General features: G+C 60.2%; 21 protein-coding genes and 1 riboswitch. Of the genes, 7 read left to right on the top strand and 14 right to left on the bottom strand.

Annotated features, from left to right (window positions below; all coding sequences use genetic code 11):
- Nucleotides 1-175: 175 nt before the first annotated feature.
- A complete protein-coding gene (serB, locus tag H8F21_RS24895; protein WP_203478735.1) occupies nucleotides 176-1,390 on the bottom strand; it encodes a phosphoserine phosphatase SerB in 1,215 nt (404 codons plus the stop codon).
- A 134-nt stretch (nucleotides 1,391-1,524) separates the two neighbouring features.
- Between serB and H8F21_RS24890 the strand changes: the two genes are divergently transcribed.
- Nucleotides 1,525-3,018 (top strand): histidine kinase, encoded by a 1,494-nt coding sequence (locus tag H8F21_RS24890; RefSeq protein WP_203478734.1) that lies wholly within the window; start codon nucleotides 1,525-1,527, stop codon nucleotides 3,016-3,018.
- Between the two features lie 116 nt (nucleotides 3,019-3,134).
- Here H8F21_RS24890 and H8F21_RS24885 read toward each other — a convergent pair whose 3' ends face one another.
- From H8F21_RS24885 to H8F21_RS24845, 9 genes are all read right to left on the bottom strand, one after another.
- A complete protein-coding gene (locus H8F21_RS24885; protein ID WP_203478733.1) occupies nucleotides 3,135-3,839 on the bottom strand; it encodes a PqiC family protein in 705 nt (234 codons plus the stop codon).
- Nucleotides 3,840-4,015: 176 nt separating this feature from the next.
- Nucleotides 4,016-6,274 carry a DNA topoisomerase IV subunit A gene (gene parC / locus H8F21_RS24880; protein ID WP_203478732.1) on the bottom strand — a complete coding sequence of 753 codons (2,259 nt, stop codon included), beginning with the start codon at nucleotides 6,272-6,274 and terminating at the stop codon, nucleotides 4,016-4,018.
- A 10-nt stretch (nucleotides 6,275-6,284) separates the two neighbouring features.
- Nucleotides 6,285-6,803, bottom strand: a complete 519-nt coding sequence (locus H8F21_RS24875; protein ID WP_203478731.1) for a retropepsin-like aspartic protease family protein — start codon at nucleotides 6,801-6,803, stop codon at nucleotides 6,285-6,287.
- On the bottom strand, nucleotides 6,800-7,786 hold the full coding sequence (locus H8F21_RS24870) for an esterase-like activity of phytase family protein (RefSeq protein WP_203585537.1): 987 nt from the start codon (nucleotides 7,784-7,786) through the stop codon (nucleotides 6,800-6,802). The genes H8F21_RS24875 and H8F21_RS24870 overlap by 4 nt, the downstream gene beginning before the upstream one ends.
- Nucleotides 7,783-9,687, bottom strand: coding sequence for a DNA topoisomerase IV subunit B (parE, locus tag H8F21_RS24865; protein ID WP_203478729.1), 1,905 nt, complete (start codon nucleotides 9,685-9,687; stop codon nucleotides 7,783-7,785). Before parE ends, H8F21_RS24870 begins: the two co-directional genes overlap by 4 nt.
- 36 nt (nucleotides 9,688-9,723) lie before the next feature.
- The gene (locus H8F21_RS24860) at nucleotides 9,724-10,332 is read right to left on the bottom strand and encodes a YqiA/YcfP family alpha/beta fold hydrolase (RefSeq protein WP_203542823.1); all 609 of its coding nucleotides are present in this window, start codon (nucleotides 10,330-10,332) and stop codon (nucleotides 9,724-9,726) included.
- 103 nt (nucleotides 10,333-10,435) lie between these two features.
- A complete protein-coding gene (cpdA, locus tag H8F21_RS24855) occupies nucleotides 10,436-11,248 on the bottom strand; it encodes a 3',5'-cyclic-AMP phosphodiesterase (RefSeq protein ID WP_211201973.1) in 813 nt (270 codons plus the stop codon).
- Between the two features lie 84 nt (nucleotides 11,249-11,332).
- Nucleotides 11,333-11,785: a DUF1249 domain-containing protein gene (locus H8F21_RS24850; protein WP_203585536.1), complete on the bottom strand. Its 453-nt coding sequence runs from the start codon at nucleotides 11,783-11,785 to the stop codon at nucleotides 11,333-11,335.
- Complete coding sequence (locus H8F21_RS24845; protein ID WP_203478725.1) at nucleotides 11,776-12,393, bottom strand: NUDIX domain-containing protein; 618 nt, start codon at nucleotides 12,391-12,393, stop codon at nucleotides 11,776-11,778. Before H8F21_RS24845 ends, H8F21_RS24850 begins: the two co-directional genes overlap by 10 nt.
- Nucleotides 12,394-12,578: 185 nt before the next feature.
- Here H8F21_RS24845 and H8F21_RS24840 point away from each other — a divergent pair, with 185 nt between their 5' ends.
- Nucleotides 12,579-13,325 (top strand): RsiV family protein, encoded by a 747-nt coding sequence (locus H8F21_RS24840; RefSeq protein ID WP_136478434.1) that lies wholly within the window; start codon nucleotides 12,579-12,581, stop codon nucleotides 13,323-13,325.
- Here H8F21_RS24840 and cytX read toward each other — a convergent pair.
- Together cytX and thiC are read right to left on the bottom strand one after the other, a co-directional pair.
- Nucleotides 13,294-14,586, bottom strand: a complete 1,293-nt coding sequence (cytX, locus tag H8F21_RS24835; protein WP_203478722.1) for a putative hydroxymethylpyrimidine transporter CytX — start codon at nucleotides 14,584-14,586, stop codon at nucleotides 13,294-13,296. The genes H8F21_RS24840 and cytX overlap by 32 nt on opposite strands.
- A gap of 78 nt (nucleotides 14,587-14,664) precedes the next feature.
- A complete protein-coding gene (gene thiC / locus H8F21_RS24830) occupies nucleotides 14,665-16,554 on the bottom strand; it encodes a phosphomethylpyrimidine synthase ThiC (RefSeq protein WP_203585535.1) in 1,890 nt (629 codons plus the stop codon).
- A gap of 160 nt (nucleotides 16,555-16,714) precedes the next feature.
- A riboswitch (TPP riboswitch) is annotated at nucleotides 16,715-16,819 on the bottom strand.
- A gap of 142 nt (nucleotides 16,820-16,961) precedes the next feature.
- On the opposite strand from thiC, the gene H8F21_RS24825 reads away from it, so the two are divergent.
- Nucleotides 16,962-18,395, top strand: coding sequence for a TolC family outer membrane protein (locus tag H8F21_RS24825; RefSeq protein ID WP_203478720.1), 1,434 nt, complete (start codon nucleotides 16,962-16,964; stop codon nucleotides 18,393-18,395).
- 72 nt (nucleotides 18,396-18,467) lie between these two features.
- On the opposite strand, the gene waaA is transcribed toward H8F21_RS24825, so the two are convergent.
- Together waaA and H8F21_RS24815 are read right to left on the bottom strand one after the other, a co-directional pair.
- Nucleotides 18,468-19,736, bottom strand: a complete 1,269-nt coding sequence (gene waaA / locus H8F21_RS24820; RefSeq protein ID WP_203478719.1) for a lipid IV(A) 3-deoxy-D-manno-octulosonic acid transferase — start codon at nucleotides 19,734-19,736, stop codon at nucleotides 18,468-18,470.
- 14 nt (nucleotides 19,737-19,750) lie between these two features.
- Nucleotides 19,751-20,641, bottom strand: a complete 891-nt coding sequence (locus tag H8F21_RS24815) for a LysR family transcriptional regulator (RefSeq protein WP_203478718.1) — start codon at nucleotides 20,639-20,641, stop codon at nucleotides 19,751-19,753.
- 86 nt (nucleotides 20,642-20,727) lie between these two features.
- Between H8F21_RS24815 and H8F21_RS24810 the strand changes: the two genes are divergently transcribed.
- Genes H8F21_RS24810 through H8F21_RS24795 form a run of 4 tightly spaced genes read left to right on the top strand, consistent with a single transcriptional unit; the run spans nucleotide 20,728 to nucleotide 24,105 of the window.
- On the top strand, nucleotides 20,728-21,060 hold the full coding sequence (locus H8F21_RS24810; protein WP_136478440.1) for a DMT family transporter: 333 nt from the start codon (nucleotides 20,728-20,730) through the stop codon (nucleotides 21,058-21,060).
- A gap of 53 nt (nucleotides 21,061-21,113) precedes the next feature.
- Nucleotides 21,114-22,289: an NAD(P)/FAD-dependent oxidoreductase gene (locus H8F21_RS24805; RefSeq protein ID WP_203478717.1), complete on the top strand. Its 1,176-nt coding sequence runs from the start codon at nucleotides 21,114-21,116 to the stop codon at nucleotides 22,287-22,289.
- Complete coding sequence (locus H8F21_RS24800; RefSeq protein WP_203585534.1) at nucleotides 22,286-23,095, top strand: aldo/keto reductase; 810 nt, start codon at nucleotides 22,286-22,288, stop codon at nucleotides 23,093-23,095. Before H8F21_RS24805 ends, H8F21_RS24800 begins: the two co-directional genes overlap by 4 nt.
- Nucleotides 23,096-23,142: 47 nt before the next feature.
- Entirely contained in the window at nucleotides 23,143-24,105 is a 963-nt protein-coding gene (locus H8F21_RS24795) for a metal ABC transporter ATPase (RefSeq protein WP_203585533.1), read from the top strand.
- The last annotated feature ends 18 nt before the right edge of the window (nucleotides 24,106-24,123 follow it).

Raw genomic sequence — 24,123 nt, 5'->3', positions numbered from 1 at the left:
AATCTGATCAACCACCGCCAATTTAAAAGACAGTGAGTAATCACGCTGTGTGCGCTTTACACCTTGCTCCATCTGACTCTCCGGAAATTCGGGATGGGAGGTGTAAACCTTATTCAGGACGGGACACTGAAACTGAAAAAGCCCGCAGCGATGCGGGCTTTTTCATTGTGCGAACTCAGCCGCGACCATCGCGATCGCGGAAGCCGAGCAGATACAACACCCCATCCAGACCCAAGGTCGAAATCGCCTGCTTGGCCGACTGTTTGACCAGCGGCTTGGCCCGGAAGGCAACGCCCAGGCCGGCAATCGCCAGCATCGGCAGGTCATTGGCACCATCACCTACGGCAATAGTCTGCTCCATCTGCAGGCCTTCCTTGAGCGCCAGCTCGCCGAGCAGGTCGGCCTTGCGCTGGGCATCGACAATCGGCTCGACAGCAACGCCGGTAACCTTGCCGTCAACGACTTCCAGCTCGTTGGCAAAGACATAGTCGATACCCAGCTTGGCCTGCAGTTGCTTGGCGAAATACGTGAAGCCACCCGACAGAATCGCCGTCTTGTAGCCGAGACGCTTGAGCTCGGCGAACAAAGTTTCGGCGCCTTCGGTCAAGCGCAGCGATGCGCCGATCTCGTCGAGCACGCCAACATCCAGTCCTTTGAGCAAGGCCAGACGTTCCTTGAAGCTGGCACGAAAATCCAGCTCTCCACGCATGGCTCGCTCGGTAATTTCCGATACTTGCTCGCCCACACCGGCGGCCTTGGCCAGCTCGTCGATGACTTCCGCTTCAATCAGCGTCGAGTCCATGTCGAACACCGCCAGGCGTCGATTACGACGGAACAGCGAATCCTGCTGGAAGGCGATATCGACATTGAGTTCCTGGGCCACGCTGAGGAACTCGGCGCGCATAGCCTGCGGATCGGCCGGTTCACCGCGCACGGAAAACTCGATGCAACCCTTGCCCTGCTCAACCGGCGTATCCAAGGCCACGCGACCGGAAAGCCGATCGATATGATCAATGTTCAGCCCATACTTGGCCGTGATCGAGCTGACTCGCTGCAGTTGCTCAGCCGTAACCTTGCGGGTAAGCAAGGTCACGATATGGCGAGCCTTGCCCTGCCCTTCGACCCAGTTCTGGTAGTCGGCTTCGGAAACCGGGGTGAAACGCACCTGTTGATCGAGTTCGTAGCCCGCAAACAGAATATTCTTCAGCACCGAGGAAGCCTTCTCGGTATCTGGAATTTCCACCAGGATGCCAAAGGACAGGGTGTCATGGATCACCGCCTGACCGATGTCGAGGATGTTCACACCACCCTGGGCCAGAACGCCGGTGATGGCCGCAGTAAGACCCGGACGGTCTTCCCCAGTGATGTTAATCAGAACGATTTCGCGCAAAACGGGCTCCGACACATGGAAAAAAGCACATTCTACCGATTTTCGCTGACCATCGGGCGCAGCCGATGCTTTGCCGGCCCCTGAGCGCTCGCTATACTGCGCAGCAACTTCTCCGACATAAAGAGCCGCGCTCTGTGAACCGGCCTACGCCCGTTAAAACCGACAACTTCTTCCTGCTGATTTTTCATGCCCTGCGCCAACGTCGTGTGCCGCTTGCGCTGCGCATCGCCTGCCACAACGTGCTGCTGGTAGCACTGGCACTGGTGATCTATGCCTGCGTGATGGGTTTGCAGTTCAAGCAGGCCATGCATGACCAGGCCGACGCCTTGGGGCAGAGCCTGACCACACAGACCGCAACCTCGGCAACCGAGCTGCTGGTGTCCAACGACATCCTCAGTCTCAATGTGCTGCTGGGGAACCTGGTGAAAAACCCGCTGGTGGCCCATGCGGCAATCTACAGCGTTGATAACCGCATCCTCGCCGAAGCGGGTCAGCGTCCGAAGAACAGTCTGCTGGGTGAGGCCGAAGGGCTCTACCAGACCAAGATCACCTTCCAGGACGTGACCGCAGGGCAACTTCGCATCAGCCTGGACATGGACCAGTTCCAGCAACCGCTGACGATCAGCTTGCAGAGCATGGGTATTCTTGCCGGTATCCTCCTGGCCTTGGCGCTGGCCATGAGCCTGCGCCTTGGACGCTTCATCTCCACGCCGCTGTTGCAACTGCGCGTGTGGCTGCGGGACGTCAATGAGTTCACCCCGGCCACTGAACGCCAGGATGAGATCGGCGACCTCGCTCGCCAACTGCACAGCCGACTTGCGCCGCCGCCGCGCGAAGTGGACCCTGAGCCTGAAGAACTGGATGAGGACGAACCCGAGTTCGAAGTTCGCAACCTGCGCGACCCAAGCTTTGACGAAGCGCCCGCGGTGAGCAAAGTCAGCAAACCCGTCATTGCCGACCATGACGAAGATGATGATGCATTCGCCGACCTGATCGATGATCAGGAACACAGTGCCCCGCGCCCCGCCCCACAAGCGGTCAATAGCGAGCCACAAGCCAGTGCGGTACTGGCGGTACAGTTGGGCTCCCAGGAACAACTGCGCCGTTTGCCACGCGCGCGCCTGACCGAACTGCTGGAGCGCTATCGCGACTGCCTGGACCAGGCCGCATCGCTGTATGAAAGCGAAGTGCACACCCTGAACGACGGCAGCACCCTGATGCTGTTCCACAGCCAGGACAGCGGCGAGGACTACCTCACCAACGCCATTTGCTGTGGTGAACTGCTGCGCGCCTTGGGCCATGCCTTGCAGATCGAGGTAGCCGACAGCGGTATTACCTTGCAACTGCAGTTGGGCCTGGCCCTGGGTGAAGACCTGCACGGCCTGAGTCAGATTGACCTGCTGCTGACCGAGAAAGCCCAGGATGCCCTGGCGCTGTCGCAACACAGCCGTAACCTGCTGTTGGTCGAGCGCAAGATCAGCGAAGACACCTTGATCCGCCAGCGTGCACGCATTCGTCCGATTGCCAGCCCCGAAGGTGCGTCCTGTGTGGAGCGCCTGATGGAGCCCTACCCGTCAATGCTGGAACGTCAGCTGGCTCGGATGCACGAGCGCCGGGTCAAGAGCTGAGCTGCCGGAGTAGTTTGCTGTGAGTGGTAGTGATCTGCGCCAGCACTGATCTAGCACTCCAGAACGACAGGCACAAAAAAGCCCGCATCGCTGCGGGCTTTTTTGTGCCTGTCTGGTTAGAAGCGGAACACTTCCAGATCAGTACGGATAGGTGTCGCCAATGGAATCTTCGACTTTTCCGGCTCTTTACGTACTTGCACCGGTGCAGCTTTCTTCGGTGTTTCTTCAACGATGGGCGGTTGATTGGCCAAAGGTTTGAGGGCGATGCTCAATTGCTCGGCAAGCTTTTGCAACAACTGCCCCTGGGCTTGAACCTGGGCGGCGGTGCTGCCTTGGTGCTGTTGCTCAAGGTGCACGATGCGGTTGTCGCGAACCTGGCCACGACGATCGAGCAAACGCCATTGGGCGTCGAGGACCGCTGGCTGATTTGCGCCGGAGTCCAGGCGAGTGATCGACAGCAAGACCTGCACATCAGGTGTGAAACCGGTATTGCCAGGTGCCAGCACCACGCGCTGGCTATCTAGGCGCCAGGCTAGCTGACGTACCAGCAACTGATCGATATCTGCCGACAAGCTGCCAGCCCAGCGGCCTTCAGTGGCTGCCGTCAGGCTACCGTCGGACTGACGTTGCAGCAACGTTTCACGCTGCAGGTAGTCGGCCACCGACACCGGGCCGAGCACAACAGCCATACCCGCGCTTTGCGCAGGTTGGCCAGGTTCACCGCTGTCGAGCTGATACAGGGAAACGGGTTGGTGCATGCTGCAACCAGCCAGACCGAGTACGCCGCAAAGTAGAACCAACGGAAGACGCAGAAATTTCATCATCCCATCCAGGCGGCCGCCACAAGGCACACCGCAATGATACTCATGTAGATTCAGTTGGATACACAGCCACGCTGGTACCGCAAGGGGCCTATCATCCGCGAAATAGCAGTACGACTCCAGTGTTTAAAACCCGAACGGGCGCGAAAAAGCCGATTCGGGGGCCCTAACTCGGCTTATCCGAGGTTTTCGACCAACAGTGCATCGACACGCTGGAAGCCACGCGGGAGTTTGTTCCCTCGACGGCCGCGTTCCCCTTTGTAATGTTCGAGGTCATCGGCCTTCAAAGACAGCGTACGCTTACCTGCCTGTAACACAAGGGTGGCGCCATCGGCGATAACTGCCAGGTCAGTGACGTATTCCTCACGACTGGCGACCCGATCCCCGGGGATTCCGATGATCTTATTGCCTTTGCCTTTGCCCAACTGCGGCAAGTCACTGACTTTGAAGATCAACAGGCGACCCTCGGTTGTCACCGCTGCCAGCCAGTTATGCTCGCGATCAGCCACTGGTCGAGGCGCGATGACCTTGGCGCCGTTCGGCAGGCTCAGTAAAGCCTTGCCAGCCTTGTTCTTGGCCTGCAGGTCTTCACCCTTGACCACAAAGCCATAGCCGGCGTCGGAGGCGATTACATACAACGCGTCGTCCTCTGGCAACAGCACACATTCGAAGCCTGCGCCTGGTGGCGGCGTGAGGCGCCCGGTCAGTGGTTCGCCCTGACCTCGCGCCGAAGGCAAGGTATGCGCGGCAAGCGAATAGCTGCGTCCGGTGGAGTCGATGAACACGGCAAACTGATTGGAGCGTCCGGCAGCGGCGGTTTTAAAACCGTCACCGGCCTTGTAGGACAGGCCCGTAGCATCGATATCATGGCCCTTGGCGCAGCGCACCCAGCCTTTTTCCGACAGCACCACCGTTACCGGCTCGGTGGGCATCAACTCGTTTTCAGACAGGGCCTTGGCTTCCGCGCGCTCAATAATGGGCGAGCGGCGGTCGTCGCCGTAGGTCTCAGCGTCTTTGATCAGTTCAGCGCGCACCAGCTTGCGCAACTTGGTTTCGCTACCCAGCAGCGCGACCAACTTGGCTTGTTCCTTGGCCAGTTCATCCTGTTCGTTGCGAATTTTCATCTCTTCCAGTCGGGCCAACTGGCGCAGACGGGTCTCGAGGATGTATTCGGCCTGGGTTTCGGTCAGGTCGAAGCGGGCAATCAACGCGGCTTTTGGGTGCTCTTCAGTGCGGATGATGTGGATCACTTCATCCAGGTTGAGGAAGGCAACCAGCAAACCTTCGAGCAGGTGCAGGCGGCGCTCGACCTTATCAAGGCGGAACTGCAGGCGCCGGCGCACGGTTTGCACGCGGAACTCAAGCCATTCGACCAGCAGCGCGCGCAGGTTTTTCAACTGCGGGCGGCCATCCAGACCAATGATGTTAACGTTGACGCGGTAACTGGACTCAAGATCGGTTGTCGCGAACAGATGCTGCATCAGCTCGTCGAGGTCGATACGGTTGGAGCGAGCGATGATCACGATGCGGCATGGGTTTTCGTGATCCGATTCATCGCGCAGGTCAGCCACCATCGGCAGCTTCTTGGCCTGCATCTGTGCGGCGATCTGCTCCAGCACCTTGGCCCCGGAAACCTGATGCGGCAACGCAGTGACGACAATATCACCGTCTTCGATCCGATAAACCGCGCGCATACGCACCGAGCCACGGCCGGTCTGGTAGATTTTCAGCAGTTCGGCGCGCGGGGTGATGATTTCCGCTTCGGTCGGATAGTCCGGTCCCTGGATATGCTCACACAGCTGTTCAACGGTAGCCTTGGGTTCATCCAGCAAGCGCACGCAGGCGCTGGCGACTTCGCGCAGGTTGTGCGGTGGCACATCGGTCGCCATGCCGACGGCAATACCCGTAGTACCATTGAGCAGAATATTCGGCAACCGTGCCGGCAACACCGACGGCTCATCCAGCGTACCGTCAAAGTTCGGCACCCAGTCGGCCGTACCCTGGCCAAGTTCACTGAGCAGCACTTCGGAATAGCGCGACAACCGCGCCTCGGTATAACGCATGGCAGCGAACGACTTCGGATCGTCTGGCGCACCCCAGTTACCCTGACCATCGACCAGGGTGTAGCGGTAGCTGAAGGGCTGCGCCATCAGCACCATGGCCTCGTAGCACGCCGAGTCACCATGAGGGTGAAACTTGCCGAGCACGTCACCCACGGTACGGGCCGACTTCTTGTGCTTGGAGTCTGCATCCAGGCCCAACTCACTCATGGCGTAGACAATACGACGCTGCACCGGCTTCAGGCCGTCGCCGATATGCGGCAAGGCACGATCCATGATGACGTACATGGAATAGTTGAGGTAGGCCTGTTCGGTGAAGTCAGCCAGTGACCGGCGCTCTACGCCATCGAGGCTGAGATCAAGGGAGTCGCTCATGCGGGCCTCATCATTTCAGGTTCTGGCGCAGCAGCAAGGTGCCACTACGCTGGGTAAATTCGAGTTGTTTCAGGGCACTCATGCCCAGTAAAACCTGGTCGCCATCCAATCCTGGAACCACCAGGGCGCGCACATCGCGCAACAGGATGTCGCCCAATTGCAGTGTTTCCAGGCGGGTGCGATAGCCTTGGGTACGGCCATTGGCGGTACTCAGCATTACAGGGGCGCCGCGCTCCAGCGCAAGCTTGGCAGCCAGGCGCTCGGGAATTGCTACATCGGTTGCACCGGTATCGAGCAGAAAATGTACCGCCTGGCCATTGATCTGGCCATCGGCGACAAAATGCCCCTGGCCATTGCCTGCCAGTTGCACTTCGATATAGCCCTCGCCATGTTCGGAGCGCACGTGCGCATTGGGATTGGCCTGACGCTGCTCCCAATCACCAAAAAAGCGCGTAGCCAGGAACAACCCGGCTGCCCAGGCCAGGACCAGCAGTACTCTGCCAGCACGTTTGCCTGGTGGTTGGCTCACAACTTGGCACTCCAGCCGCCCGCAGGTGCGGCGAAGCGCCAAACGATCGGCCTCGACTCACCATCATTGCGGGTCGCACCATTGTTGTCCAAGCCGATCCAGGCACCGTTGGCATCGATCACCAGCGCCTCGGCCAATCCAAATGGTTGTGCGTACTGCCGCGGTTCGGCCAAAGCGTCTTGGGCATAAGACCAGCAACGTTCGACCTTGGCGGTCGCTGCATCGCGACGGCAGATACGATGAGCGTTACGCTCCAGGGTAAACAGCTTGTCGTTGAACAGCGCAAGATCGGCAAAATCACGTGGCAATGCTCGTGGCGCCGGCATCTGCGGCGGCTGCATCTCGACACCGGCCTCACTGAGCAACACACAACCATTACCGCAATTCCATACCGTCTGCTGGCGATTGATCAGCAACAGGCCGCGGCGTTCTCGCTCGCCAGCCAGCCAGATACGGTCGCCGGCCGGGCTCACCGCAATGCCTTCGAACAACGCGTTGAAATGCAAAAGCATGCCGCTCGCCCGCGCCTGGCGCACCATGCTCGGGTCGATTTTCAACCAGTTGGGTACACCCTCGACCGGCACCTGCAACACGGCAGCATGAGCCTCGCTGACAACGTAGCGGTTACCTGCCGCGTCACAGCTGATGCCCTCGAAATCAAGGTCGCCCCCCCGGACTTTGCCGGCCACCCAGGTACGCGAGCGAATCCCCCAGGGCAAGCCACTTTCCGGGACCGCCGGGGCTACAACAGGCACCGACTCGGCCTGCCAGATCTGCTCCTTGGTATTGAGGCGGTACAAAAGGTCATCATCACGGTCCGACACTGTCCACAGCTCACCCTTGCACAGAGCCAAGCCTGACAGATTGCCGCCACGCATGCCCTCCACCGGATGCTCGGCCAACAGTTTGAGCTCCGGCCAGGGCGCAGCCTGCGATGAAAGAGCAAAAACGCCGAGCCCTACCGCCAGAAGGTACCGAATCAAGCCAGTACCTCAGCCAGGTTACCCTTGGACTCCAGCCAGCTCTTGCGGTCCCCTGCACGCTTCTTGGCCAGGAGCATGTCCATGATTTCCCGAGTGCCTTCCAGATCTTCCAGGGTCAGTTGGACCAGCCGGCGCGTATTCGGGTCCATGGTGGTTTCACGCAGTTGGGGCGGATTCATTTCACCCAGGCCCTTGAATCGCGTGACCTGTGGCTTGCCGCGTTTCTTCTCGGCAACCAGGCGATCGAGAATGCCATCACGTTCCGCTTCGTCCAGGGCATAGTAGATTTCCTTGCCCAGGTCGATTCGGTAGAGCGGCGGCATGGCCACGTATACATGGCCGGCCTCCACCAGTGGGCGGAAATGCTGGACGAACAATGCACAGAGCAAGGTCGCAATGTGCAAACCGTCGGAGTCGGCGTCGGCGAGAATGCAAATTTTGCCGTAGCGCAACTGGCTCATGTCGGCGGCGCCTGGGTCTACGCCGATGGCCACGGCAATGTTATGCACCTCCTGGCTGGCCAGAACTTCACCCCCATCGACTTCCCAGGTGTTGAGGATCTTGCCGCGCAAAGGCAGGATTGCCTGGAACTCCTTGTCGCGCGCCTGCTTGGCCGATCCACCGGCCGAGTCACCCTCGACCAGAAACAGCTCGGCACGCATCGGGTCTTGCCCGGCGCAGTCAGCCAGTTTGCCGGGCAGTGCCGGCCCCTGGGTAACGCGTTTGCGCTCGACCTTTTTACTGGCCTTGAGGCGACGACCTGCGTTGCTGATAGCCAGCTCGGCCAACTGCATACCCAGTTCAGGGTGGGCATTGAGCCAGAGGCTGAAGGCATCCTTGACCACGCCGGAAACGAACGCTGCCGCCTCTCGGGAAGACAAGCGCTCCTTGGTTTGTCCGGAGAACTGCGGCTCCTGCATTTTCATCGAAAGCACGAAGGTGATGCGCTCCCAGACGTCTTCAGGCGCCAGCTTCACGCCGCGCGGCAACAGATTGCGGAACTCGCAAAACTCGCGCATGGCGTCCAGCAGGCCTTGGCGCAAGCCGTTGACGTGCGTACCGCCCTGGGCGGTAGGAATCAGGTTGACGTAGCTTTCCTGGACGCTGTCACCGCCTTCTGGTAGCCACAACAAGGCCCAGTCGACCGCTTCCTTGTTACCGGCCAGACTGCCGCAGAAGGGTTCGTCCGGCAGACGTTGAAACTCGCTGACCGAGTCGACCAGGTAGGAGCGCAGGCCGTCTTCATAATGCCACTCGACTTTCTCGCCACTGGCCTTGTCCTCGAACGTGACCAACAGACCCGGGCACAGAACTGCCTTGGCCTTGAGCACATGCTTGAGGCGGCTGATGGAGAACTTCGGCGAATCGAAATACTTAGGGTCTGGCGCGAAGTACACGCTGGTTCCAGTGTTGCGCTTGCCAACGGTGCCGACCACTTCCAGCTCGCTGGCCTTGTAGCCGTCGGCGAACGTCATCTGGTACTCGTTGCCATCACGCTTGACCTTGACCCGCACCTGGTTGGACAAGGCGTTGACCACAGAAATACCAACGCCGTGCAGACCACCGGAGAACTGGTAGTTCTTGTTGGAGAACTTGCCGCCGGCGTGCAGCTTGGTAAGGATCAGTTCAACCCCGGACACACCCTCTTCAGGATGGATGTCCACCGGCATGCCGCGACCGTCATCGGAGACTTCCAGCGAGTGGTCGGCGTGAAGAATCACCTGTACCGACTTGGCGTGTCCTGCCAGGGCTTCGTCGACGCTGTTGTCGATGACTTCCTGGGCCAGGTGGTTCGGTCGGCTGGTGTCGGTGTACATGCCCGGGCGCTTGCGCACCGGGTCAAGGCCCGAGAGGACTTCGATGGCGTCTGCGTTATAGGCGCTAGCGCTGGGAATGGCCATGGGTTCTCGTCGTCAGTCGTGGGTGAAAATAAATCATCAAAATACAGAAAAATCGAGCGATTGATACTGCTGCGGGGCAATACCAGCGAAGCTCAACAACGCCGGCAAGCGCTCAGCGAAGCCCTGGAAGCTATGATCGCCGCCGGCCTGGATGCGCAAGGCACAGGCCCGGTAGAACTGCTCGGCCCGGCGATAGTCGAGGGTCTCATCGGCGGTTTGCAGCCAGACCTGATAGCGACCGGCATCTGCAGGTGGCGCTACTTCAAGCTCGGCCAGGGCCTGCACGTGGTCTTCGGTCAACTCCCAGGTTTCACCGGTGTAGTGGTTTTGCTGGGTTCCCAGGTAACCATCGAACATCTGGTGCGGATTTACCGCTGGGTTGACCAGCAACGCCTTGAGTCCGAAGCGCTCTGCCAGGTGGGTGGCATAGTAGCCGCCAAGCGAGCTGCCGACCAGTAATGGCGATTCGAGCTCGGCCAGTGCGGCTTCGAGCTGGGCCATGGCCTGGCGAGGATGGTGATGCAACGCGGGTACACGCAGCTGTTCAGCAAGGCCTATCTGCTCCATCACCGCGACCAATTGGCAGGCCTTCTTCGACGAAGGCGCGCTGTTGAACCCGTGAATATAGAGAATCGAACCTGCCATGCCGCCCCCAATACGCTTGATTTACCTGGCACCGCCAGGCGCGAAAGCGCGCATTTTAGCCTGTTCGACAGCAGATGGAGCGAATTCACCCATTCAGCAACACTTAATAGCCATCGGCGTGATCGATAGTGAACTTGAAGTCGGTGATGCGCGATACGCCGGTCTCGATCTGGCCATCGGCATGCAGGCGCAGCCAGCGATAGCCCGGCGCCTGCTCGCCGACCTTGAAGTCTTCGCTGTTCGGCTCGAACTGAATGCAGGTCGAGGGCGACGCCAGCAAGCGCACGCCGTCGCGCATTTGGTCCCACTCCTGGTGAATATGCCCCCAGAGCAAAGCCCGCGCCTGTGGATAACGCTTGAGCAGGGCAAACAGGGTATCGGCATTGCGCAAACCAATCGGCGCCATCCAGGCGCAGCCGATCGGCACTGGCTGATGATGGAAGCAAATAAGGTGATGCCGCTGCGGCGCGGCTTGCAATGATTGCTCGAGCAATTGCAACTGGCTGGCATCGAGCACACCCGGCACCGCGCCTGATATCGCCGAATTGAGCATCAAGATGCGCCAATTGCCGATATCCATGATTGGCTCGAGCACATCGGTGCCGTGAGCAGCTCGCTCCATGGACATGGGCTCATCGTGGTTGCCAGCCAACCATCGGGATGGCGCCTTGAGGCTTGCAGTCAGGTCACGAAAGTATGCGTAGGACGCTTCAGATCCATCCTGGGACAGGTCGCCAGTTGCCAGTACCGCATCGATTCGCGGCTGTTCTTCACGCACTTTGTCGATCACCCGCTGCAGGCTCTCGCGGGTGTTCATACCCAGTAGCGTTGCTTGCGCATCGGCAAACAGATGGCTGTCAGTCAGTTGCACCAGGTGCACAGGCGCATTAACAGGCGCAATAGATTGTTGCGGCAAGGGCCGACTCCTCGAACGGATTCAGCGCGATTATGGCCGCTAGCTGCGCTTGCGCAAATACTCGAGAACGACAGCCGTCACATTTCAGCGAACAACTGCCAACTCATGCCCGCAGGCCAGGCAATGACTGAGCCACTCCCCGAGGAACAGGTTGAGTTGAGCTTTTTCATCCGGCTGGTGCATTGCAGCGTTTGGATAGGGGTAGACACTGCGAAAGCGCCGGGCGTGCTCGGCGCTGACCACTTCGGCCATGCGTGCATCGTGGTACACCTGCACTTCCAGTTGCGGCACCGGCAGCCACGGCAGGCTGTGTTCCTGGCGCACGCGCAAGGTGGTGGTGTACGGACAGGCAAAGACTACATCGAGCACCAGCACGCCAAGCATCTGGTCACCCTGGGTCATACCGATGCGGCGCGAACTCATGGTGCTGCGCATGTCCGGCAACAGGCGCATCAAACGCGCATAGTTGGCCTCGCAGGCAGCCTGCAACCCGACCAGATCGACCCGGTAGCGTTCGCGCAACAGATTCACGACCATAGCCCCCTGACTTCATCCCGGTTCAAGGCCAGCCACTGCAAGGCAATAATGCTTGCTGCGTTGGCAATCAGCCCATCGCGCACGGCCTGCATGGCGTCTTCGAACGCCCAGACCTTGACGCGAATATCTTCACCTTCTTCCTCCAGCCCGTGCAGGCCGCCGGCCCCAAGACTACTGCACTGACCGAGATACAAATGTACCAACTCATCGCTACCGCCAGGTGACGGGAAATACCGCGTCATCGGCCACAGCGCCTTGAACACAAGACCAGCTTCCTCCTGCGCTTCGCGGTGTGCAACTTCTTCCGGCTGTTCATCTTTGTCGATCAGACCGGCGACCAGTTCGATCAACCAGGGGTTAGCGACCTTGCCCATGGCCCCGACACGAAACTGCTCGATCAGCACCACTTCATCGCGCTGGGCGTCGTAGGGCAGCACACACACTGCGTCGTGGCGCACGAACAGTTCGCGACTGATCTCACGCCCCATGCCACCGGCAAACAGCTCATGGCGCAGGCGTACCCGGTCGAGCTGATAGAAGCCCTTGAAACAGTTGACCCGCTCGACGATTTCGACGTCCCTGGGCACAGTGTTCGATGTGTCTGACATAAGAATCCTTTAATACTTCGTGTACCGCTTCGCGCCATCCTAACCTGCGCACCGCCGCGTTTCACCCCTTTCAAGTTGCCGCCCGGACTGCGAGGATAGGCAGCCTGCTGATATTCAGCTTAGTGGCGAACTGAAGGCCCTGCCGACGGTCCAAGCCCGATCACCTTTGCCTTACAAGGATCATCATGACGCTTGTGAAACTGACTACCGTGGCCGTGCTGGCCTTGGCCCTGGGCGCTTGTCAAAGCCTGTTCCAGCCGAACATGCGCACGCCACTGGAGGTCAAGCGCGACCGTTGGGAGCACATCAAGCCCGGTTGCAACACTGCCGACTGTCCATTGGTCAATATCGACACCATTCATTTCCCGGCCAATCCGAAACTGGATGCGATTGTCGAGAAGCGCCTGCTACAGATGACCCAGGATAATGACAACAGTGCCCTGCCCGCTTCGCTCAAGGCCTATGAAGATCAATTCATGGCCACTGCCGACACGCGCAACAGCAGCTACCTGCAAGCCAAGGTACGCGAGCAGCATGACGGCCTGGTGATCATCGAGCTGTCCAGCTACCTGGACACCGGAGGCGCACACGGCATGCCCGGCCGCGGCTTTATCAACTATTCACGCCAGCAGGACAAAGTGCTGACACTCCAGGACATGCTGGTACCGGGCCAGGAAGAAACATTCTGGAAAACCGCCCAGGAAGCTCACAAAGCCTGGCTGATCAGCACCGGCATGGACAAGGACGCCGAGTTCGTCAAAACCTGGCCATTCCAGCAGACGCCGCACATCGCCCTTACCTATGGCGCGGTAGTGCTCAAGTACGAAGTGTATGCCATCGCCCCGTATTCCATGGGCCACATCGAACTTAAAATCCCCTACCCGCGCCTGAACGGTGTGATCAAGCCGGAGTTGTTTCCCGGTCGCGGCTGACGGACGGCGCTGCCGCCCAATAAACAAACCCTGCCAGCAGTAACGCAGGCAGGGTTGAGCCCACATCAGCCGCATAGTGGGCCAGCAGGTGATACGTCGCTACGCCGCACGCCCAGGCCACCAAGGCTCGCCAATGTAGGCTTTGGATCGGAGCATCGTCGCTACGCCGGCGGCGCACCACAAAGTGGTCAACCAGCACCACACCGAACAGCGGGGCGAACACCGAACCGATCAGCAGCAGGAAGTTCTGGTACTGGGCCAACGGTGCAAAACACGCGATCAAGGTACACAACACGCCAATCACCAACGCCAGGTGCTCGACTTTCAAGCGCACCAGCAAGCCGGTGGAGACTGCCGCCGAGTGAATATCGGCAAAGGCTTTTTCCGACTCATCGAGCAGAATCAGCAGTAGCGGAATACCAATGCCCGCGCCCGCCAGTGCCAGCAGCAAGGTGTTGACCTCACCGGCAGGCGCGAACGCCAAGGTATACGCCACACCCAGGCTCATCATCCAGACGTTGCCCAGCAGGTAGCCCAGCGCAGTCCCCAGGAAAACCCGACTGCCTTGGCGGGCGAAGCGTGAGTAGTCGGCAATCAATGGCAACCACGACAACGGCATGGCGATCGCGATGTCGATACCCACTGCCAGCGACATCGAACCGTCGCCGGCACGCGCCCACAAGGCGCCGAGGTCGGCCTTGGCAAATAGATTCCAGGTCAGCCACAAGCACGCACCCAGCAACAGCCAGATGCCCCACTTGCGCAGAATTTTGCGCACGAAGGTCAGCGGACCGCTGACGGCCAGTGCGGTGGCCAAGGCGCCAAAGCACAAGGTCCATAGCATTGGGTTGGTCAGGGCGCTGCCCTCGCCGAAGGCGCGAGCGCCCAACAGGCTGGCGGCATCGCGCATGACGATAATTTCGAATGAACCCCAACCAATCAGTTGCATCAGGTTCAGCAATGCGGGCAGCCGTGCACCATCGCGGCCGAGGCTGCGGCGCAGGGCAGCCATGGAGGAAAGTCCGGTATCACTGCCGATGACGCCAACCGCCGCCAGCAGCAGAACACCTACGCACGTGCCAAGGATGATCGCCAGCACGGCGTTGGCCAAACCCAGGCCTGGGCCGAGCAAGGCGCCGGTTTGCAAGACCATCAAGCCTATACCCAGGGAGAACCATAGGGAACAGAGGTCACGACCGCTTAGCACGCGCTGCTGGTCGGTGACCGGATAATCGGGAGAAAACTGACTCGGTGTGCTCACAAGGGAATCTCGACAGGGAGGTTTTTGTTCTTAGGGGCCCTAGCGCGGGCAAGCCAGATCGACTTGCCCGCGCTGCGGTTAAACTTTTTTGTACAGCTGGCTGCCTTCCTGGCGGAATCGCTCGGCCTGCTCGCGCATGCCGTCCTCGACCGCGACATCCACCGCATCAATGCGTTGGTTGGCCGCGTACTCACGTACCTCCTGAGTGATTTTCATCGAGCAGAACTTCGGTCCGCACATGGAGCAGAAGTGCGCGACCTTGGCCGAGTCCTTGGGCAGGGTCTCGTCATGGAAAGAACGGGCGGTGTCCGGGTCCAGGCCGAGGTTGAACTGGTCTTCCCAGCGGAACTCGAAGCGCGCCTTGGACAAGGCATTGTCACGGATCTGCGCGCCTGGGTGCCCCTTGGCAAGGTCAGCGGCGTGGGCGGCGATCTTGTAGGTGATGATCCCGGTCTTGACGTCATCCTTGTTCGGCAGGCCCAGGTGTTCCTTTGGCGTCACGTAGCAGAGCATGGCGCAACCAAACCAACCAATCATCGCCGCGCCGATACCGGAGGTAATGTGGTCGTAACCTGGGGCGATGTCGGTGGTCAGCGGGCCAAGGGTGTAGAACGGTGCTTCGTCGCAGCATTCGAGCTGCTTGTCCATGTTCTCCTTGATCAACTGCATGGGGACATGCCCAGGGCCTTCGATCATGCACTGAACATCATGCTTCCAGGCAATCTTGGTCAACTCGCCAAGTGTCTCCAGCTCGCCGAACTGCGCTTCGTCGTTGGCATCGGCAATCGAACCCGGACGCAGGCCATCGCCCAACGAGAAGCTGACGTCGTAGGCCTTCATGATTTCGCAGATTTCGTCGAAATGGGTATAGAGGAAGTTCTCCTGGTGATGCGCCAGGCACCACTTGGCCATGATCGAGCCGCCACGGCTGACAATACCGGTCACGCGCTTGGCGGTCAGCGGTACATAGCGCAGTAGCACGCCGGCGTGAATGGTGAAGTAGTCGACGCCCTGCTCGGCCTGCTCGATCAAGGTATCGCGGAACAATTCCCAGGTCAGGTCTTCGGCCACGCCGTTGACCTTCTCCAGCGCCTGGTAGATCGGCACGGTACCGATGGGTACGGGCGAGTTGCGGATGATCCATTCACGCGTTTCATGAATGTGCTTGCCGGTGGACAAGTCCATGACCGTGTCCGAGCCCCAGCGAATACCCCAGGTCAACTTGGCCACTTCTTCTTCGATGGACGAGCCCAGGGCGCTGTTGCCGATGTTGCCGTTGATCTTCACCAGGAAGTTGCGGCCGATGATCATCGGCTCCAGTTCAACGTGGTTGATGTTGGCCGGAATGATCGCGCGGCCACGTGCGATCTCTTCACGGACGAATTCGGCGGTGATTTCCTTGGGAATGCTGGCACCGAAGCTATGGCCTGGGTGTTGCTGCTTGAGCAGACCGGCAGCGCGAGCTTCCTGCAGCTTCATGTTCTCGCGGATGGCGACGTATTCCATCTCGGCGGTAATGATGCCCTGGCGGGCATAATGCATTTGGCTGACGTTGGCGCCAGTCTTGGCCCGACGCGGATTGCGCACATGGGCAAAGCGCAGCTTGGTCAGCTCGGCATCGACCAGGCGTTGCTGGCCAAAGTTGGATGACAGCCCTTGCAGGCGCTCAGTGTCACCACGGGCGTCGATCCAGGCCGAACGCACGTCGCCCAGGCCTTTGCGCACATCGATAATGACATTAGGGTCGGTGTAGGGACCGGAAGTGTCGTAGACCAGCACCGGGGCGTTGACTTCACCACCGAAGTCGGTCGGCGTGTCGTCCAGGCTGATTTCACGCATAGGCACCTGGATGTCTGGGCGCGAGCCTTCGACATAGATTTTGCGCGAACGGGTGAATGGCTGAACGGACTGCTGATCGACCTGGGCCGATTCACTCAGATTGGTAATTTTTTTTTCTTGTTTGCTCATCACAGGCTCTCCAGACAGCTTCCTAGCGGTGGAATGTCGGGAGAAGAACCTGAAAAAGCACGGACGCACCTTGGACCGGTGCTGTGCCATGTACGGAGATGCCTGCAGCTACTTACGGCTGGCTCGACATTCCCGGACCTGACACAAGAGACTCGCCGGGAAAGCGAGAAATCTTGTTCCCTACGCAGGCGCTAACCTGATCAGGTTCAACGGGATCCGGATTATCCGATCTCAGCCTCAACGCAAGGCACCCCGACAAGAACGGCCCCAGTCTAGTCTGCTCTTGCCTGCAAAGCCAACTGTACAAGCGCATTGACGATAAATGGCGCAATTGGCGGATTGTTGCAAAGTGCCTGCGCATCTACACTCACCGGTTCAGAAACACTCAATTGTTCAAGGATCGCCCTATGCTGCGCAAACTTTCACTGGCCCTTGCCGTGTCTTGTGCTACCAACGGAATGGCCTGGGCAGCAGACCCGCCCCTGTCGGCAAAAACCGATCTGGTCAGCGTCTACCAGGAAGCTGTGGATAACAACGCCGATCTGGCCGCGGCCCGCGCCAACTATGGTGCGCAAAAGGAAGTGGTACCTCAGGCCCGCGCCGGCCTGCTGCCGAACCTTTCGGCCGGTGCCGAAATGTTGAACACCCGCACCAAGATCGATGATCCGTCGATTACCTCGAGTCGCAGTGGCAACTCCTGGTCCGCGACCCTGGCCCAGCCGATTTTCCGCGCCGATCGCTGGTTCCAGCTGCAAGCTGCAGAAGCGATCAATGAACAATCAGCGCTGGAGCTTTCAGCCACTGAACAGAACCTGATCCTGCAAACTGCCGATAATTATTTCTCGGTCCTGCGTGCCCAGGACAACCTGGCGTCGACCAAGGCAGAAGAAGCCGCCTTCAAACGCCAGCTGGACCAGTCCAACGAGCGCTTCGATGTTGGCCTTTCCGACAAGACCGACGTGCTGCAGTCCCAGGCCAGCTATGACACCGCCCGCGCCAACCGGATCGTGGCGCAACGTCAGGTTGACGATGCGTTCGAGGCGTTGATTACCCTGACCAACCGCGACTACACCTCGATTCAAGGCATCCGCCATACCCTGCCTGTACAGGTCCCGGTGCCAAATGACGCCAAGGCCTGGGTCGAAACGGCTGGCAAACAGAACCTCAACCTGTTGGCAAACAACTACGCCGTCAGCGCCGCCGAAGAAACCCTGCGCCAGCGCAAGGCCGGCCACGCGCCAACCGTCGATGCCGTTGCCCAATACCAGAAAGGTGACAACGACAACCTCGGCTTCACCAACCCGAACCTTACCGGGCAGAATTACCGGGGTGATGTGGAGCAGACCACTATCGGCCTGCAGTTGAATATCCCGATCTACAGCGGCGGCCTGACCAGCTCGCAAGTGCGCGAGGCCTATCAGCGCCTGAACCAGAGCGAGCAACAGCGTGAAAGCCTGCGTCGCCAGGTGGTGGAGAACACCCGCAACCTGCACCGCGCAGTGAACACCGACGTCGAGCAGGTACAGGCGCGCAAGCAATCGATCATCTCCAACCAGAGCGCCCTGGAAGCGACCGAGATCGGTTATCAGGTCGGTACGCGCAACATCGTCGATGTGCTCGATGCCCAGCGCCAGCTGTACACCTCGGTACGCGACTACAACAACACCCGCTATGACTACATCCTCGACAATCTGCGCCTCAAACAGGCTGCCGGGACCTTGAGCCCGCAAGACCTGACGGATCTGAGCCGCTACCTGAAACCGGACTACAACCCGGACAAGGACTTCCTGCCGCCAGACCTGGCTGCTGCTGCGCAGGCCAACTTCAACGCCCGGCCTTGAACAAGCATCGCGGGGCAAGTCCGCTCCCACAGGCACCAACCGCCGTGGGAGCGGGCCTGCCCCGCGACGGCGTCAGAGCAATCGTCCCAACCCCTCGAGCAATCGCTGCAAGGCCCCCTGATTGGCCTTCATCACCGCCCGCCCCGCTTCACCCATACGCCGCGCATCCTGCGGCAACTCGATCAACCGCCGAATCGCAGCCGCCAGGCCGTGGGCGTCGTCCACTTCCTGAAGCGCCCCAGCGTCACGCAGCATGGTTGCAATCTCGAGAAAGTTGAACAGGTGTGGGCCACTGATCACCGGCAACGACAGCGCCGCTGGCTCCAACAGGTTGTGGCCACCGTTTGGCACCAGGCTGCCACCGACAAACGCGATGTCCGCCAAGGCATAGAGAAACAGCAACTCGCCCATGGTGTCGCCGAGCATGACCGCCGTATCCGCGCCCACCGGCTCGCCGCTTGAGCGTCGAATCGTCGGAAACTGCGCAGCGCACAGCTCGAACACGTTGTTGAAGCGTTCCGGATGCCGCGGCACGAGAATCAGTAAGGCATCGGCGTGATGCTCAAGTAATTGCCGATGGGCAGCCAAAATCACTTCATCCTCGCCCTCGTGGGTACTGGCAGCGATCCACAGCGGACGCTGAGTGGCGTGCCATTGCTCACGCAGCGACCTGGCACGCGGCAGCAATTGCTCGTCGATCCTCAGGTCAAACTTGATCGAGCCGGTCACCTGAACAGATTCAGGCCTGGCCCCCAACTGGCGAAAGCGCTGCGCTTCGGTTTCGGTCTGCACCGCAATCAGACTCATCTCGGCCAGCATCGGCCGGGTCAGCTTGGCAAAACGGGCATAACCTCGCGCCGAGCGCTCAGACAACCGCGCATTGGCCAGCGCCACCGGAATAGCACGCTTGGCACACTGGTGAATATGGTTGGGCCAGAGCTCGGTTTCCATGATCACCGCAAGCTTGGGCTGGACATGATCGAGAAAACGCCCCGCCGCCCAGGGCAGGTCATAGGGCAAGTAGCAATGCTGGATACGTGGCTCATTGGCGAACATCGCCTGGACCCGCTCCGAACCTGTCGGAGTCATGCAGGTGATGGTAATCGGCAGCTGTGGATAAGCCTGCAACAACGCGCGAATCATCGGCGCCGCAGCGATGCTCTCGCCCACTGACACCGCATGCACCCAAATGCCGCCTTTGCGCATGGCCGGCAGGTTGATAGCGAAGCGTTCGCCAATACGCTTGGCGTAGGCCGGCGCTTTGCGCGAACGCAGGTACAGGCGCAGCGCAACCAGCGGCAGGCCCAGGTGAAACAGCAGGGTATAAAGTGTTCTATTCATGGCGCCGAAGTGTACTAGCCAATGGCTCGTAAGTGCACGGCGAAGCGTTCAGCCAACCACTGCGCCGCAGGGCCCAAGGGCTCATCGCGACGCCAGACCAACTCCACCACCAGCGCAGGCGGTGTCCATTCGCAGGACAACTCCACCATTTGCGCGTGATAGGTCGGATACTGCACTACGTGCCGAGGCAGCCAGGCCCAGCCCAAGCCACGCATCAGCAGTTCGGCCATGGCGTAAAAACTGTCGGCGCGCCAGATCTGCGGACTGATCGGTTCACCGCCCGGATAACCACTTTCCTGTGGGGCGATCAGCAACTGTCGATGCCGCGCCAATTGCTGCCGATTGACCCTGCCCAACCGTGCCAGCGGATGATCGACTGCGCAGACCGTCACCATTTCCACACGCCCCAAGGCTCGACGCTCCAGTGCCTGCGGCATGCGTTCGTGATGAAAGAGCAGGCCCAGATCGGCACGCCGCTCGACCAACTTGCGCGCCACATCACCCTGCGCCCCGCTGGCCAACTGCACTTCCAGCATGGGGAACTGCTGGGCCAACTCGTCGAGACTGTCGATCACTGGCTGATAGGGCATGGCTTCGTCCTGCGCTACGCGTAGCTGCGCTTCCTGGCCGCGCAGCAGTGCCAGTGCGCGGCCGTCCAGGCGCTCACACTGGCGCAACAACTCGCGAGCATCCTCCAGCAAGGCGGTTCCGGCTTCAGTCAAACGCGGCTGGCGACCGCTACTGCGTTCAAACAGGGTCACACCCAAGTCTGCCTCGAGCAGGGCGATGGCATTGCTCACTGCCGACTGCGCCTTGCGCTGCACGCGGGCTACCGCTGAAAACGATCGTTGCTCGGCCACCGCGACAAACAACCGAAGCTGCTCCAGATTCCACTGCTGCGCCATGCCACCTATCTCCAATACAGATAGGTAATGACTTTACCCCATTCAGACTTGCTCTAGAATGCTCAACCAGATCAGAGGAACATCACATGAATGCCTACACCTACCTGGCTATCGCCATCTGCGCCGAAGTCATCGCCACCGCCTCGATGAAGGCCGTAAAAGGGTTGAGCACTCCCTTGCCCTTGCTGCTGATGGTCTGTGGCTATGCCGTGGCGTTCTGGATGTTGACCCTGGTGGTACGCAGCATTCCGGTGGGCATCGCGTATGCCATCTGGTCGGGTCTGGGTATAGTCTTGATCAGCATCGCCGCGCTGGTGATTTATGGGCAGAAACTCGACATCCCGGCAATGCTCGGCATGGCCATGATCGTGGGTGGCGTGGTGGTGATCCAGGTCTTCTCGAAAACCGCCGGGCATTGATTCTCCTCACAGGCTGTATACTGGGCTTCTGTCCAAGCTTGTGAGGTACATGCATGCCATCCGTTATTTCCACCGACGTATTGATCGTCGGCGCAGGGGTCGCAGGCCTCTGGCTCAATGCTCGCCTGCGTCGCCTGGGTTATTCGACGGTTGTGGTGGAACGCGCCAGCCTCGGTGGCGAGCAGACCCTCAAATCCCAAGGGATTATTCATGGCGGCGCCAAGTACGCGCTGCACGGCGCGTTGACCGGCGCCTCCGAAGCCATTGCCGACATGCCGCGCCGCTGGAGCGAAGCCTTGGCGGGCAACGGCGAGCTGGACCTCAGCGGCGTACGCCTGTTGTCCGACGCCCATTACCTGTGGTCTCCCGGTACTCTCGCGGGCAATCTGACCAGCTTCTTCGCCAGCAAGGCAGTGCGCGGGCGGGTCGACCAGGTCAAGGGCGAGCAATTGCCAGCAGCTCTGCAGGACCGCGCATTCAAGGGCAAGGTCTATCGCCTGGCAGAACTCGTGGTTGATGTGCCGAGCCTGCTCAGCCGACTCGCCGAGCTTGCCGGCGACAGCCTGCTTGCCGGGCAGCAGATTGAGCCGCTGCAGGAAAACGGCGCTCTGCTTGGCTTGCGTGTCGATGGCCGCGAGATCCGCGCCCAGCGCATCGTACTCAGTGCTGGCGCCGGCAATGCCGGTCTGCTCGAAAGCATCGGCCTGAGCCAACCCGCCATGCAACGCCGCCCACTGCACATGGTCATGGCCAAGGGTGCCAGCCTCAAGCCCTTGTATGCCCACTGCCTGGGCGGTGGCCCCAAGCCACGCATCACGGTTACCAGTCATCCCGCAGCCGACGGCCAATGGGTCTGGTACCTGGGTGGCGACCTGGCTGAAGCAGACGGCGTGGCCCGCGAGCCAGAAGCGCAGATTGCGGCAGCAAAAAAAGAAGTTGCCAGCCTGCTGCCCTGGGTCGACTTGAGCCAAGTGCGCTGGGCTACCGTGCGCATCGACCGCGCCGAGCCTGCCCAATCTGGCCTGGTACGCCCGGACAACGCCTTCCTCGCCGAGCAGGACCGCGTGCTGGTTGGTTGGCCGACCAAACTGGCACTGGCACCGGATTTTGCCGACCGAGTGCTGGCCAGCCTCGAACGCGACGGCATCAAGCCGTGCGCTCAGCCTGCTGCGCTGGAACTGCCTAAACCACCGCTGGCGGTACCCGTCTGGGAGCAGCTGCTGCCATGAGCCTGCCGACTCTCCACAATCTGCACCGCCCCTTGGGCAGTACCGGCTTGCGTGTATCGCCGCTAGGCCTGGGTACGGTCAAGCTGGGGCGTGATCAAGGCGTCAAATACCCCAACGGTTTTACTATTCCAGACGACGATCAGGCGCGACTGCTGCTGGTCCAGGCCCGCGAGTTGGGCATCAACCTGATCGACACGGCCCCAGCCTATGGTCGCAGCGAAGAGCGTCTTGGCCCGCTGCTGCGCGGCCAGCGCGAACAGTGGGTAATCGTCAGCAAGGTCGGTGAAGAATTCGACGAGGGTCAATCACGTTTCGACTTCAGTGCCAGCCACACACGCTTCTCCATCGAACGCAGCCTCAAACGCCTGGAAACCGACCACATCGACCTGGTGCTGGTCCATTCCGATGGCAATGACCTGCATATCCTTGAGCACGAAGAGGTGTACCAAACCCTCGAGGCGTTGAAGCAGGAAGGCAAGATTGGCGGGTTTGGTCTTTCCGGCAAGACGGTTGAGGGCGGCCTGAAGGCACTTGAACGCGGCGACTGCGCCATGGTCACCTACAATCTGAACGAGCAGGCAGAACGCCCGGTGCTCGACTATGCCGCTGCGCATGGCAAAGCCATCCTGATAAAAAAAGCCCTCGCCAGTGGCCATGTGTGCCTGAGCCCCGGGGTAGACCCGGTGCGCGCCAGCTTTGAACTGCTGTTTGGCCACCCTGGCGTCTGCAGTGCTATCGTCGGCACTATCAACCCTGTGCACCTGGCTCATAACGTAGCTACTGTTGCTGCTGTATTGAATCGCTGACGCCAACGCCGCCGTCGCGGCCGACCCCAACGCAAGAAGGAGCCGACATGCCGCGAACGCTGATCCGCAAGAACCCGAGCAACTTCAAAACCCTGCCGCTGCACGTCGAGGCCAGTCCCGAAGGCCTGAGCTACCAGAGCATCGGCATGCCGCTGAACTTCGCCCAGACCCAGCAACGGCGCAAACAGATCCACCTGGCCGACAACCAGCGTTTTGCTGTCGAGTTAGCCAACCTGGGGGTTTCCGTGCGCCTGACCTTGCACTGGCAGAACCGCGATTACTGGGTACTGGTACGCCAGCGCCGCCAGGATCGGGGGGACGTCGTGCTCAAGCTGATTTCTGGCTATGTGCCGGCCCAGGAGTTGAACCTGCCGCTGCACACCGCCATCCAAGAGGTCGCTGAAGAATGCCTGCTGGAAACCCCAGAAGGCTGGCTGGGTGGCCGTTTCAACGAAACCTGGCTGCCGGCGCCCTATGCTGACGCCCTGCATTATCGCGAGGCGCTGCCTTTCGTCCTGACACCGCACTCTGGCGCGGCAAGGCCTGTGCATTGCGCCAACCTGCAACTGCTGGAGCGGCCGCGCGCATACGTGCACTTGCCCACCGCGTCGTTACAGTTGATCTATGACTTGCGCCTGCAGGTGCCGCGCGAAGCCAAATCCTTGAGCCTGTTTCATGTCGACGAACGCCTCGAGGGCGATCAGCTTGTCGCCCGTCTCAACCGTTCACGCCCAGACCTGTACCTGATGCCTCTGGAAGACGGGCGCCCACGCGCCGAACTGTACACCTTGAAAAAAGACCGCTTGCTGCCCGCCAGCACGCGTGGTGTTCACCTGGCCGAGAGTTTTGCCCGGCAGGAAGGCTGGCTGGTCAGGGATGAGCGAATTCGCTGGAAGGATTGGGTCAGCCAGCAAGGACTGGCGGCGCCAAAACCCGACAGCGGTTTACAACGGCTGACGGGCAAGGCGAGGGAACTGTTGCAACTGGCGCGCGGGGGACTTGGCAAGTAACGGTTCTGGTCAGAATCC

The sequence above is a fragment of the Pseudomonas arcuscaelestis genome (assembly GCF_016881005.1).
In the GTDB taxonomy this organism is placed as follows: Bacteria; Pseudomonadota; Gammaproteobacteria; order Pseudomonadales; family Pseudomonadaceae; genus Aquipseudomonas; species Aquipseudomonas arcuscaelestis.
This window is presented reverse-complemented; position numbering and strand designations above follow the sequence as displayed.